The sequence below is a fragment of the Marinifilum flexuosum genome (assembly GCF_003610555.1).
Taxonomy (GTDB): Bacteria; Bacteroidota; Bacteroidia; order Bacteroidales; family Marinifilaceae; genus Marinifilum; species Marinifilum flexuosum.
The window spans coordinates 995,129-1,007,796 of record NZ_RAPQ01000008.1 but is presented as its reverse complement, the minus strand read 5'-3'; the positions used below and the strand labels follow the sequence as shown (position 1 = coordinate 1,007,796).

Annotated in this window: 10 protein-coding genes and 1 tRNA gene; 5 read left to right on the top strand and 6 right to left on the bottom strand. The window is 34.2% G+C overall.

The genetic code is table 11. The features are described 5' to 3' along the window. Positions 1-2 precede the first annotated feature (2 nt). From BXY64_RS04405 to BXY64_RS04395, 3 genes are read right to left on the bottom strand one after another with little or no spacing between them, the layout of a single operon-like run. Positions 3-686, bottom strand: coding sequence for an ABC transporter ATP-binding protein (locus BXY64_RS04405; protein WP_110361454.1), 684 nt, complete (start codon positions 684-686; stop codon positions 3-5). Between the two features lie 18 nt (positions 687-704). After that, positions 705-3,053: an ABC transporter permease gene (locus tag BXY64_RS04400; RefSeq protein WP_120238717.1), complete on the bottom strand. Its 2,349-nt coding sequence runs from the start codon at positions 3,051-3,053 to the stop codon at positions 705-707. A gap of 4 nt (positions 3,054-3,057) precedes the next feature. Then, the gene (locus BXY64_RS04395; protein ID WP_120238716.1) at positions 3,058-4,308 is read right to left on the bottom strand and encodes an efflux RND transporter periplasmic adaptor subunit; all 1,251 of its coding nucleotides are present in this window, start codon (positions 4,306-4,308) and stop codon (positions 3,058-3,060) included. Between the two features lie 249 nt (positions 4,309-4,557). On the opposite strand from BXY64_RS04395, the gene BXY64_RS04390 reads away from it, so the two are divergent. From BXY64_RS04390 to BXY64_RS04380, 3 genes are all read left to right on the top strand, one after another. Beyond that, positions 4,558-5,937 (top strand): sigma-54-dependent transcriptional regulator, encoded by a 1,380-nt coding sequence (locus BXY64_RS04390; RefSeq protein ID WP_110361451.1) that lies wholly within the window; start codon positions 4,558-4,560, stop codon positions 5,935-5,937. Then, positions 5,927-7,285 carry a sensor histidine kinase gene (locus BXY64_RS04385; RefSeq protein ID WP_120238715.1) on the top strand — a complete coding sequence of 453 codons (1,359 nt, stop codon included), beginning with the start codon at positions 5,927-5,929 and terminating at the stop codon, positions 7,283-7,285. The genes BXY64_RS04390 and BXY64_RS04385 overlap by 11 nt, the downstream gene beginning before the upstream one ends. A 104-nt stretch (positions 7,286-7,389) precedes the next feature. After that, positions 7,390-7,638, top strand: coding sequence for a DNA-binding protein (locus BXY64_RS04380; RefSeq protein WP_120238714.1), 249 nt, complete (start codon positions 7,390-7,392; stop codon positions 7,636-7,638). Between the two features lie 77 nt (positions 7,639-7,715). Here the strand turns inward: BXY64_RS04380 and BXY64_RS04375 are convergent, their stop codons facing one another. The 3 genes from BXY64_RS04375 to BXY64_RS04365 form a co-directional block, all read right to left on the bottom strand. Continuing rightward, positions 7,716-8,369, bottom strand: a complete 654-nt coding sequence (locus BXY64_RS04375; RefSeq protein WP_120238713.1) for a redox-sensing transcriptional repressor Rex — start codon at positions 8,367-8,369, stop codon at positions 7,716-7,718. A 150-nt stretch (positions 8,370-8,519) separates the two neighbouring features. After that, positions 8,520-8,594 (bottom strand) — tRNA-Val (locus BXY64_RS04370). A gap of 58 nt (positions 8,595-8,652) precedes the next feature. Beyond that, positions 8,653-9,939 carry a bifunctional folylpolyglutamate synthase/dihydrofolate synthase gene (locus BXY64_RS04365; RefSeq protein ID WP_120238712.1) on the bottom strand — a complete coding sequence of 429 codons (1,287 nt, stop codon included), beginning with the start codon at positions 9,937-9,939 and terminating at the stop codon, positions 8,653-8,655. Between the two features lie 269 nt (positions 9,940-10,208). On the opposite strand from BXY64_RS04365, the gene BXY64_RS04360 reads away from it, so the two are divergent. Both BXY64_RS04360 and BXY64_RS04355 read left to right on the top strand, forming a co-directional pair. After that, positions 10,209-11,540 (top strand): PhoH family protein, encoded by a 1,332-nt coding sequence (locus BXY64_RS04360; RefSeq protein ID WP_120238711.1) that lies wholly within the window; start codon positions 10,209-10,211, stop codon positions 11,538-11,540. A 101-nt stretch (positions 11,541-11,641) separates the two neighbouring features. Next, on the top strand, positions 11,642-12,547 hold the full coding sequence (locus BXY64_RS04355) for a Ppx/GppA phosphatase family protein (RefSeq protein ID WP_120238710.1): 906 nt from the start codon (positions 11,642-11,644) through the stop codon (positions 12,545-12,547). Positions 12,548-12,668 lie beyond the last annotated feature (121 nt).

Sequence of the window (12,668 nt, the reverse complement as noted above, 5' to 3'; positions counted from 1 at the left end):
TTTTATAACTTTTGTCTCATATTTTCTGTCACTACATGACCATCGAACAATTGAATAATTCTATGACTTCGATCTGCATCTGATGGTGAGTGAGTAACCATGATAATGGTCGTTCCTTCTTCATTTAGTTGAGTTAGCAGATTCATAACCTCTTCCCCATTAGCTGAATCCAAATTACCAGTAGGCTCATCGGCAAGTATTAGTTTAGGATTCGATATTACGGCTCTTGCAATTGCTACTCTTTGTTGCTGGCCTCCAGATAACTGCTGAGGAAAATGTTTTGCTCTGTGTGCGATATTCATTCTTTCCAAAGCTTCATTCACACGCCTTTTTCTTTCGGAACCTGACACTTTCATATAAAGCAATGGCAATTCAACATTTTCAAATACAGTTAACTCATCAATTAGGTTAAAGCTTTGAAATACAAAACCAATATTTTCCTTTCTTAGGTTAGTTCTTTGACGTTCGGTGTAGTTTTCTACCTGATATCCATTAAAATGCATTTCTCCTTCGCTTGGATTATCCAGCAAGCCAATAATATTTAACAATGTAGATTTTCCACATCCCGAAGGTCCCATAATGGCAACAAATTCACCTTCGTTAATCTCTAAATTCACATTATTAAGAGCTGTGGTTTCCACCTCATCTGTTCGGAAAATTTTTATTAAATTTTTAGTTTTAATCATAGCCTTTTTATTTATAATTTATTCGTATTTCAAAACATTTGCAGGAGCAATTGTAACCAAACGTGCTATCTGTCTATAAATGGTTATAAGTGTAATAAGAAGAGATAAACCTGCTGCAAGAATAAATATTCCAACACCCATTTCAATTCTATAGGCAAAACCATTCAGCCACCATTCCATTGCAAAAAATGATATGCCCCATGCAATGGCAATTGATAAGACAATCCATTTCAAAATTTCTTTAAATAACAATTGGAATACATTATCAACATTAGCTCCAAATACTTTTCGTAACGCTACTTCTCTGGCTTTATTTTCAGTTATAAACGAAACTAAACCAAATAATCCAAGAGAGGAAATGATAAATGCAATTGCCGTGAATGAAGCAAACAATTTTCCCATTCTTGATTCTGCCTGGTAGAAATAAGCAAAATCTTCTTCTAACAATCTATAATTAAATGGAATATGCGAAAACTTCTTATTCCAAACTTTTCTTATTTTATTGATAATTGGCTCCTTATCTTCACCAACTCTAATTCCTATATATTTAAAGGAGCTTGGGTTCCTCATCATTATCAAAGGATCAACTCCAACCTGTAAACTATTAAAGTTAAAATCCTTTACTATCCCAATCACCTCTCCAGTATAATTCCAAAGACTTATTTTTTCGCCTATGGTATAAACCATTCCCATCTTTTCGGCAGCAGACTCGTTTATGATGAATTTTAAAGTATCTTCTCCAAACTGTTTGGAAAAGCCTCGCCCATGTATTACATCCATCTCAAAGGTTTCTATAAAATCAAAATCCACAAAGGATAACTGAAATAGCACATCCTCTGAATCTTCTAATTTATTAGGCCAATTTACATCCCATGTTGAGTTTAAAAAATTAACTGGCATTTGGTTGGCAGCTGTTACCCAATGAACTCCGGGAATTTTTAATAATTCACCTTTCAGCTCCGAATATTCTTCATAAAAGTCATCGAGCATTTCAACATACACTATATTGTCCTTGTTGTAACCAACATCTGAATCCTTTAAAAAGTTCAGTTGTTTATATATTACGCATGTGCAAATAAACAGTGCAATTGACATGGTAAATTGAATAATTACCAACACTTTTCTCAGCATGGCCGAATCTTGCCTAAACACACCTCTTATTACCTGAATTGGTAAAAAAGATGAAAGAAAAAGCGCCGGATAACTACCCGATAAAACTCCTGTACTAAGAACAATTAAAACTACTGCGATTAAAAACTTCAGGTTGCCAGGGTTTAATGTTAATGTTCTATTGGTAAGATCACTAAAAACAGGCAATAATAACTCTACAAATACAATACCCAACCCCAGGGCAATGGTTGTGAAAACTATCGACTCAGTTAAAAATAGTCCGACCAATCCACGTCTTTGGGCACCAACAACTTTTCGTATTGCAACTTCCCTGGCTCTTCGTTCGGATCGAGCTGTAGCCAAATTCATATAATTAAAGCAAGCAATCAACAGTATCAATACTGCAACCAACAAGAATACCTGAACATACCAAATTGGCCCTGATTTGTTTTCACTAATTGAATACAAATGATATTTTTCAAATGATTGCAAATCCAGTTCTACATTTGAATATGGAACTCTCTGACGAACATGATATCTTATATTATCGGTCAAATTTTTACCATTGACTCCATCCTTTAACTTTACGAATGTATGAAATGAGTTTGCTTCCCAATCACTTAAATCATACTCCCAGTATTCTTTAAAAAATTTGAATGGAAGAAAGAAATCGTAATGTATCGAAGAATTTTCAGGTGCATTTTCAACCACTGCACCTACGACAAACTGATAGTTTGAATTAATCTCAACACTTAATCCTATGGGATCAATATCCCCAAAAAGCTTTTCAGATAATCTTCGACTTAAAACAATGGTATTTTCATTCGACAAAGGACTAATGTAATCACCATACAAAACAGGTATGGAAAATATTTTAAAGAAGTCAGGATCAACTATTTTCCCTCCTTTTTCGACAAATGTTTTCCCATTGGTAGATAAAACCAGCTGTCCCCATGTACTTACCAATCTCGAAGCATATTCAACCTCAGAATATTCTTTCTTTAATGATGCTGCAAGAGGACCTGGAGTTGAATACACTGAAAAAACATCACCATCGGCATATTTCTGATTTTCAAAAACCGTATATACCCTTTCAATATCCTTATGATAGGTGTCAAAACTAAGCTCGTAATTTACCCAAATCAATATCAAAAGCGTACAAGTAACTCCGGTAGCTAATCCTAAAATATTAACTATAGAATATACTTTTTGCTTGTACAAATTGCGAATAACAGTATTGAGTAAAATTTTAATCATTAGCTTACTTTAAAAGTAATTTCTCTGATTCACCGTAGAGTTCATAACTATTTGTTATTACTTTTTCTCCTGGTTTCAATCCTTCTAAAACTTCATAATATTTTGGATTCTGATTTCCTAACTTAATCTCTCTTCTCACAGCAAATTCACCCGATGGATCTACAACAAATACCCATTGCCCACCGGTACTTTGGAAAAATCCTCCTCTAGGAATCAAAAGCGCCTCTCTTGGTTCTCCCAACTCTATTTTCGTTCTGAAAGTTTGACCTGTTCTAATTCCATTAGGCAATTCGCTTGCAAATTTTAAATCAATTTCAAATTGTCCATTTCTAACCTCAGGATATACTTTCTTTACGATCAATTGATATTCTTTGCCATTAAATTTAAAACTAGCATTTAATCCTTTATTTAATCTGGCAATATAAAGCTCATCCACCATAGCGTTGATCTTGTAATTATCAAGCACGTTTACCTGACCAAGCCTCTGACCTTTTGATTTTGACTCTCCAAGCTCTGCATTTAATGCTCCCAGCTGACCACTAACAGGTGCTTTCACATTCAAGTTTTGCAACTTTTCTCTTACCAAATCCAGGTTATCTTCCATCTTTCTCAAATTCGCTTCCAACCTTTCAATTTGAATTGTTCTGGAAAGTGAATCAGTTTTTTGACGCTCCAACAGTAATTCTTTTACCTTTTTATGATAAAAAAAATCATCTCTTGATGCCTCAAATTCTTCTTGTGCAATTAAATCTTTCTCGAAAAATGTTTTGTTACGAGTATATTGTCTTTTGCTCTTCGCTAAATTCAAATCAATATCCAACAAATTGCGCTTAATATTTAATCGGTCTTGCTCCATACTCAGGCGAGTATCTCTTAACCTATTTACCTGCTCAGTAAAAGCTGCTTCCGAATTCAGAATTTGCAAATTTAATTCCGAATTACTTAAACGAAGAATAATATCACCTTTTTGCACCATGCTACCTTCTTCCAGCAAAATCTCTTCTACCCGACCACCTTCAATGGCATCCAGGTAAACCGTCGTTATCGGATTAACCGTCCCGGTTCTGGCAATGTACTCCTGAAAATAATCGTTTTTTACATCCGCAATCGAAAGTGTTTCTTCATCTACTCTATAACTTAATCCTGATGTTCCTAAAAACGCTGAGTAGAGAATAACTATGGCAATTACGCCAACAGCCAGGTACCAATTTTTCTTACGAAGATACCATGGCTTCTTCTCAATAATTCTATCCATATTTTTTTGACTTGTTATATACCTTTTTCAAACACGCCCTAATAATAACCACTTTCATGCCAAACACAACTTAACACTGAATCACAACAACTTAAACTAAATCACCACCTAAAACGTGTCCAAAGTTTGAACGAAATTAATACACGATCTGTTCGATTACGTACATCATTTTTTTATTTCTGAAATTTTAGTAATAACTTGAGTCCAGATTTAAACAAAATAAATTGAACCCACAAATTAATAGATATTATGACAGTGCAAAAAAGCGGAAAAATATTGGCCATTGATGACAATGAGGATATATTGTTTTCACTTAAACTACTTTTAAAGCAGCATGTAGAACTTATACATACTGAATCCGATCCTGAAATGATCCCTAAACTTATGAAGCAAGAAGAATACGATGTTATTCTATTAGACATGAACTTCACAAAAGATGCTATTAGTGGTCAGGAAGGTTATCATTGGCTAAACAAAATACTTGAAATCGATCCAAGAGCAGTAGTCTTATTCATTACTGCATACGGAGATATTGAAAAATCAGTAAAAGCAATAAAGGCCGGAGCTACTGATTTTATTCTTAAACCGTGGCAAAATGAAAAATTACTAGCCACTATATCTTCAGCCATTAAGTTGCGCAAGTCAAAAGAGGAGGTTAGCGAACTAAAAACCAAACAAAAAGAATTAAATGCTGTTCTCGATCAGCCATTTAACGATTTCATTGGTACATCTCCTGAAATGCAACAGGTATTCCAAACCATTACTAAAGTTTCAAAAACCGATGCCAATGTATTGATTTTGGGTGAAAATGGAACTGGAAAAGAATTGGTCGCAAGAGCTCTTCACAGAAACTCGAGTCGAAAAGATGAAGTATTCGTTAGTGTGGATCTAGGGTCAATTAATGAAAACTTGTTTGAAAGCGAACTTTTCGGTCATGTTAAAGGAGCTTTTACTGATGCCAGAGCTGATAGACCTGGAAGATTTGAAATTGCTTCGGGAGGCACACTCTTCCTTGATGAGATTGGTAACTTAAGTTTGCCTATGCAAGCTAAACTTCTTACGGTTTTAGAAAGAAGAGAGGTGATTAGAGTTGGATCGAACAAACCAATTCCAATTGATATTCGTTTAATTTGCGCTACCAACATGCCTTTAAAACAAATGGCATCTGAAGAGAAGTATCGTCAAGATTTACTATATAGAATAAATACTGTAGAAATTGATCTTCCTCCACTACGTGAGCGATATGAGGATATTCCTCTGTTGGCAAATCATTTCCTTGAAATTTATTCGAAGAAGTACAAGAAGAGAATAAGTCCATTATCTAAAGCTTGTATCAATAAACTATATGATTATGGCTGGCCAGGTAACGTTCGTGAACTGCAACACCAAATGGAAAGAGCGGTTATTATGGCTGACGACAAAAACCTTGAGCCATCCGATTTTCAAATCAGTATGGAAAGAAGCCAGCAAGATGATGTTGAATTTGATTCTTACAATCTCGAAGAAGTAGAAAAAAATATCATCCAAAAGGTTTTAAAAACAAACAAAGGAAACATATCTAAAGCAGCAGGCGAACTTGGATTAACAAGAACCTCTCTATACCGAAGATTAGAAAAATATGGTTTATAAAAGCTTTCGAATTAACTTTATTATCAGGATTATCGTTCTATCAGCAACGATATTCCTGCTATTTTACCTAGTCGCCCAAAAAAGTTTATACTTTACAGCGAGCCTGACTTTTATTGCCATAATTTATCAGGTTTACGAGATAATTAGGTATGTTGAGAAAACAAACCGATTACTTAAAAATTTTCTGGAATCTATTCGATATTCGGATTTTACCAGAAATTTTCAAGTACAAGGATTAGGCAGTTCATTTGACAAATTACAAGAATCATTTAATGCAGTAATAACTGATTTTCAAAAAATCAGAGCTGAAAAAGAGGAACACTACTTTTACTTGCAAACCGTTATTCAACACATCGGTATCAGTTTAATAGCTTTTCATCGCGATGGAAAGGTTGAGATGATTAACAATGCTTCAAAAAAACTGTTCCAAATTAGTAATCTTAAAATGATTCAGGATTTAAAATCATTTAGTCCTGATTTGGTTAATTCCTTATTAAGCTTAAAACATGGTGAGAACACCTTGATAAAGGTGAACGATAACGATGATATTTTACAGTTGGCCGTTTACGCCACCGAATTTAAAATCAACAATCGTCAGGTTATTTTGGTTTCTATAAAGAATATTCAGTACGAATTGGAGGAGCAAGAAATAGAATCTTGGCAAAAACTAATTCGTGTACTGACACATGAGATCATGAATTCAATAACCCCAATTTCATCTTTATCTACAACCCTAACCACCATTCTTGATGATTTTGGTGAAAACAATACAAATCGTTTCGAAGAGCAGGATTTGGAAACGCTTAACGAAGTAAAAATGGCTTTGGAGACCATTCACAAAAGAAGTTCAGGACTTCTTCATTTTGTAGATACCTATCGTAATCTTACGAAAATTCCTAAACCTAATTTTAGCATTTTCCAGGTTCAAAAGTTATTCGATAACATTCATCGATTAATGGAAGAAGAAATCAAGCGAAATGGAATTGAATGTGAAATTAGTATCAATCCAGAATCTATAGAACTTTCGGCCGATGAGCAGTTAATTGAACAAGTATTAATCAACTTGATTAAAAACTCTATTCATGCAGTAGAACATACCGAAAATCCTAAAATTGAATTAAAGGCCTATATGAATACACGTGGCAGAATCTCAATTCAAGTTAATGACAATGGACAAGGAATTATAAAAGAAGTTTTGGACAAAGTATTTATTCCGTTCTTTACAACAAAACCTAAAGGCTCAGGAATTGGATTGAGTCTTTCAAAACAAATCTTGCGCCTGCATGGAGGAACTATTACAGCCCATTCTGTGCCTGATGAACGAACCAGTTTTACCTTAACTTTTTAATTAATGCTGTAAGAATTAACATTCTAATAATTTTAATTTAAGAAATTCTTTCATTAAATTTAAAGGGCAAATATATTTCTAACCCTTAATAAAATATACAGCATATGACTAAGACAATCACATTTAATGAGCTAAGACAAATTAAGGATCGTTTGCCAGACGGCAGCATGCAAAGGATTGCGGAAGATTTACAATTAAACGTAGAAACAGTTAGAAATTATTTTGGTGGAACAAATTTTGATGAAGGTAAAAGTACTGGAATCCATGTTGAGCAAGGCCCCGATGGAGGAATTGTTGAACTCGATGATACTACAATTTTAGATCACGCTTTCCGTATTTTGGAGAATGCCTAAAAAGGGAATTTGACATCAAATAAATAAAAAAGGGTTTTGAATATCATCAAAACCCTTTTTTAGTATATCGTAAATACTTATTCTTCTCTCTTATCCTGATGCAACTTGTTAAAAATAATTGCAAGATTCGAATACAAAGTTGTATTCTGAACAATGATATCATCAGGCACCTTAATTCTTGCAGGAGTAAAGTTCCAAATTGCCTTAATTCCCCACGCTACCATCAGATCGGCTACAGTTTGAGCATTTTCAGCAGGAACGGTTATAATCCCCATAATCACATTCAATTCCTGTGCTAAATCTCTAAATTGATCGATATGAAAAACCTCAACATCATTAATCTTTCGACCTATTGTAGATGGGTTTATATCAAAAGCAGCTTCTATCTTTAATCCAAAATGATTTAATCCACTATCGTGTAGCAAAGCTGATCCCAACGAACCTGCACCAACAAGGAATGCATTATCCATCACCGAAAAACCAAGAAATTCCGATAAAACATCTACAATTGCTTTCACCTCGTATCCAACCCTGGTTTTGCCCACTATCGTAGTGTAGGATAAATCTTTTGTGACCTGAGTAGGGTCTATATTCATATAATTTGCAATTTGAGTTGATGACACAAACTGCTGCCCTTTACGCAACAAACCTTCAGCAAATGCTAAGTATGAAGGCATACGTCTAATAGTTGGCTCTGGAACCGCCTGAATTTTTTTAGAATATTGAACCATAGAAAATTTCTTATACCAAAATCAAGACAAAAATAAAGAAGTTTTTATTAAAGAAAAATTTCTTTATTGATTTTTTTACGTATTACTAAAAAAATGATTTTTTTGGCGCTGAGGATAAGTTGTTAGTTTTTACAACTAAACAAGTAAAAGTGGGCGATATAAGATTCGAACTTATGACCCCTTGGGTGTAAACCAAGTGCTCTGAACCAACTGAGCTAATCGCCCTCTGCGGATGCAAATATAAACAGAAATTTTTACGATGCAATATTTTTTTTGCTTTTGTTTACACCACCTCTGCTACTACAAATGTGCTACCTCCAACAAAAATCAGATCTTCTTTTTCTGAATCTGACTTTGCATCATTCAATGCCTCAACTACAGTTGAGTAGGTTTTTCCCCTTAAATCATAAGCATTTGCAAGTTCCTGAAGTTTTATCTCATTTAATGCTCTTGGAATACTGGCTCGAGTAAAATAATAATGGGCTTCTTTTGGCATTAAGCTTAATACTTCATCGGTATTTTTATCATCAACCATACCAAAAACAACATTCAGTTTTCTGTAATCAGTCATGCCAATTTGCTCAATTATTTCTTTAATTCCTGCTACATTATGACCCGTATCACAAATTACCTTTGGATTTTCCTGCAAAATTTGCCAACGTCCCAATAATCCTGTTTCCTTAACTATTTGGGAAAGTCCGGAATGAATGTGTTCTTCTGATATATAAAGACCTTGATTTTTTAGTTCCTCCAATGCACAAATGGCAGTTCTAATATTTTTCTGCTGGTACTTTCCCAACAAATCACATTCAATCAGAACCTCTTCTTCCTGATTCACCGAAAAGAAGTTTAACTCTTGTTTACCGGCTGTAATTTTAGAGTCTCTAAACTCATAAATATCCTCAGCAAAAAGAATATTCGATTCTCTTTCATGTGCAATACCTTTAAAAACATCTTCAATAAATTCTTGCCTTTCTCCTATTACTACAGGAACACCAGGTTTAATAATACCAGCCTTTTCTTTTGCAATATCACAAATATCATTTCCTAAAAGGTTGGTATGATCCTTACTAATATTTGTAATTACTGAAACCAAAGGAGAAATAATATTGGTCGAGTCCAATCTTCCTCCCAATCCAACTTCAACTACAGCAATATCCACTTCTTCTAATGCAAAATATTCAAAGGCCAATGCAACCGTCATTTCAAAAAATGATGGTTTTAACTCTTCGAATTTAGCCTTGTGGTTTGCAATAAAATCAACTACTGCCGATTCTGAAATCATCTTTCCATTAATTTTGATTCTCTCTCTAAAATCACGCAAGTGTGGTGATGTATACAAACCAACCTTTAAACCGGACTTTTGCAATACCGATGCAATAGAATGAGATACAGATCCTTTTCCATTTGTTCCTGCAACATGAACAGTCTTAAAATTTTTATGTGGATGATTAAAGTAGGCATCTAAAGCCAATGTATTATCGAGATTGGCTTTGTAAGCAGCTTTCCCTGTACGTTGGTACATAGGTAGCTGAGTGAACATATAGTCTAGTGTTTCCTGATAAGTCATTTTAAAAATCTTTACTGATTTTAAATCCTTTGCAAAGAAGAGTAAAAATTCTTAAAAAAATATTTGATAGCGTGATTTTCCTATATTTTTTGCTAAATTAAAAGTATTAAAGACTGTAATATTTGAATAATTCAAAAGAGAAAAACCTTATACTCTGATTTATAATCAGAAACCGAAGTCTAACCAATTTAAGTTGAAACAGTTTTTAAATCGAAATTGTAAATCGACTACATCTAATGGTCGATATTTAACCTCTAACAACACCCAATATGGCAAAACTCAAAAAAATTTTCGTTTTGGATACAAACGTAATCCTACACGACTTTAATTCAATTTATAATTTTGAAGAGAACGATGTTGTTATTCCAATTACGGTTCTCGAAGAGTTGGATAAATTTAAAAAAGGAAATGATCAGATAAATTTTCATGCCAGAGAATTTACAAGAGAACTTGATAGAATTTCTGGCGATAACCTTTTTAAAGATGGAGCTAAGCTTGGCAAAGGCCTAGGAACTCTTTATATTGAAACAGGTAAGGAATTCTCTCCTACAATGAAAGCCTCCTTTCATGAAAATATTCCAGATCACAGAATCCTTGCAATAGCTGAACACATTTTTAAACAATACAAGCGTAAAAAAGTAATTCTGGTTACTAAGGATATTAACCTTAGAATGAAAGCCAAATCGCTGGGAGTTCTTGCTGAAGATTACAAAAACGACCAGGTTCAGGATTTAGATGATGTAATGAGTCTTGGCATTACGACTCTTGATAATTTTGATGATGTGAAAATTTCATCGCTATACAAAAGTCACGAAGGCATTCCAGAAGAAGAATTTGGTGTTGACTTGCTTAAATCAGGTCATGAGTACTTTATTTTAAAAGGAAATTCTTCAAGTGCATTGGCACATTACGATCCTGTAGAAAGATTAGTAACTCGTGTTGAAAAGCCTAATGCTTATGGTATTTATCCGAGAAATGCAGAACAAACCTTCTCGATGAATGCGCTATTGGATCCAAAAATTTCATTGGTGGCCTTAACAGGTAAAGCAGGTACGGGAAAAACTCTTTTGGCTTTGGCCTCTGCTCTTGCCCAACACGATATGTACGATCAGATATTTTTGGCAAGACCAATTGTTGCCCTAGCAAATAAAGATCTAGGATATCTGCCTGGCGATGCAAAAGAAAAAATTGGTCCTTACATGCAACCGCTGTTCGACAACTTAAGTGTAATCAAGCACAAGTTTAACCTTCACAGTAAGGAATATCTTAAAATCGACGAACTCCTGAAAGAAGAAAAGCTACAAATTACACCATTGGCTTACATTCGAGGCCGAAGTTTGTCAAACACTTATTTCATTGTTGACGAAGCACAAAATCTTACTCCTCATGAAATAAAAACGGTAATTACCAGGGCTGGCGAAGGAACCAAAATGATTTTCACAGGAGATATTGAGCAAATTGATTCACCATATTTGGATAAGAAATCAAACGGCTTGGCATACTTATCCGATAGAATGAAAGGTCAAGATATTTTTGCTCATGTGAACTTACTAAAAGGAGAAAGAAGTCATTTGGCTGAACTAGCAAGTAACTTACTGTAAATATACCAGTTGCATTACTGCAAATTTTCTTTTAAATTGATTAGAAAAAGTATGAAATGATTTGAAGCTTGTAACCAAAATTAAAATCAAATCCACCGCGTATGAAAATAATGAAATTTGCCGCCATAGACATCGGATCAAATGCCATCCGATTACTGTTTATGAATGTGTTTGAGGAAGGCGGGAATACGCATTTTAAAAAGTCATCATTAATCAGGGTTCCAATTCGATTGGGAACAGATACCTTCATTGATAAATATATTTCACCAATTAAGGGTGAAAAGCTAATTAAATCAATGAAAGCCTTCCGTCATTTAATGGAAGTTCACGAAGTGGTTAACTATCGTGCATGTGCTACTTCGGCCATGCGTGAAGCTGCTAACGGACGCGAAATCATTAAACGAATTGAAGACGAATCAGATATTAAAATTGATATAATTGATGGTAAGGAAGAAGCCAGTATCATCTTCGATAATAAAATTGCCGATACTTTAGAGCCGAACAAAGATTATTTATACGTTGATGTTGGTGGTGGTAGTACCGAAATCACTTTGTTCTCGAAAGGCATTTGCACCTTCTCAGCTTCCTTTAATGTTGGAACCATTAAAATCCTTAAAGATTGCGTTCCAAAAGGTGAGTTTATCCGAATTAAAGAATGCCTGTTAGACATTTGCCCAAATTGCGAAAATATCGAGATTATTGGTTCCGGAGGTAACATCAACCGCTTGGTAAAACTTGCTACCCCAAGAAAAGAGAAATATATCAGCTACAAAGAATTGAAAAGTATCTTCTACGATTTAAAACAATACTCGCACGAAGAGTTAATGATTAATTACAATATGAATCCCGACAGGGCTGATGTAATTATTCCTGCTGCAACAATTTTCTTAAGTGTAATGGAATGGGCAAAAGCCGAGACAATTCATGTACCTAAAATTGGTGTTTCCGATGGTATTGTTCATCAGCTTTATAAAGAATATAAGTCCAATAGACTTCTAATAAGTTAGGAATTGTATTAAGCTGATTCTTTTTATAAATTTGCAAACTATTTTATTTGTATAAATTAGGACTGATTCAATTTAAAATTGATTCAGTTCTTTTTTTATCAAAGAGTTTGAAATAATACCG

Bases quoted from the DNA above. Each gene is read 5' to 3' on its own strand.
- BXY64_RS04375 (WP_120238713.1), bottom strand. From the start codon at position 8,369: ATGGTTCAATATTCTAAAAAAATTCAGGCGGTTCCAGAGCCAACTATT.
- BXY64_RS04390 (WP_110361451.1), top strand. From the start codon at position 4,558: ATGACAGTGCAAAAAAGCGGAAAAATATTGGCCATTGATGACAATGAG.
- BXY64_RS04365 (WP_120238712.1), bottom strand. From the start codon at position 9,939: ATGACTTATCAGGAAACACTAGACTATATGTTCACTCAGCTACCTATG.
- BXY64_RS04380 (WP_120238714.1), top strand. From the start codon at position 7,390: ATGACTAAGACAATCACATTTAATGAGCTAAGACAAATTAAGGATCGT.
- BXY64_RS04405 (WP_110361454.1), bottom strand. From the start codon at position 686: ATGATTAAAACTAAAAATTTAATAAAAATTTTCCGAACAGATGAGGTG.
- BXY64_RS04385 (WP_120238715.1), top strand. From the start codon at position 5,927: ATGGTTTATAAAAGCTTTCGAATTAACTTTATTATCAGGATTATCGTT.
- BXY64_RS04400 (WP_120238717.1), bottom strand. From the start codon at position 3,053: ATGATTAAAATTTTACTCAATACTGTTATTCGCAATTTGTACAAGCAA.
- BXY64_RS04360 (WP_120238711.1), top strand. From the start codon at position 10,209: ATGGCAAAACTCAAAAAAATTTTCGTTTTGGATACAAACGTAATCCTA.
- BXY64_RS04355 (WP_120238710.1), top strand. From the start codon at position 11,642: ATGAAAATAATGAAATTTGCCGCCATAGACATCGGATCAAATGCCATC.
- BXY64_RS04395 (WP_120238716.1), bottom strand. From the start codon at position 4,308: ATGGATAGAATTATTGAGAAGAAGCCATGGTATCTTCGTAAGAAAAAT.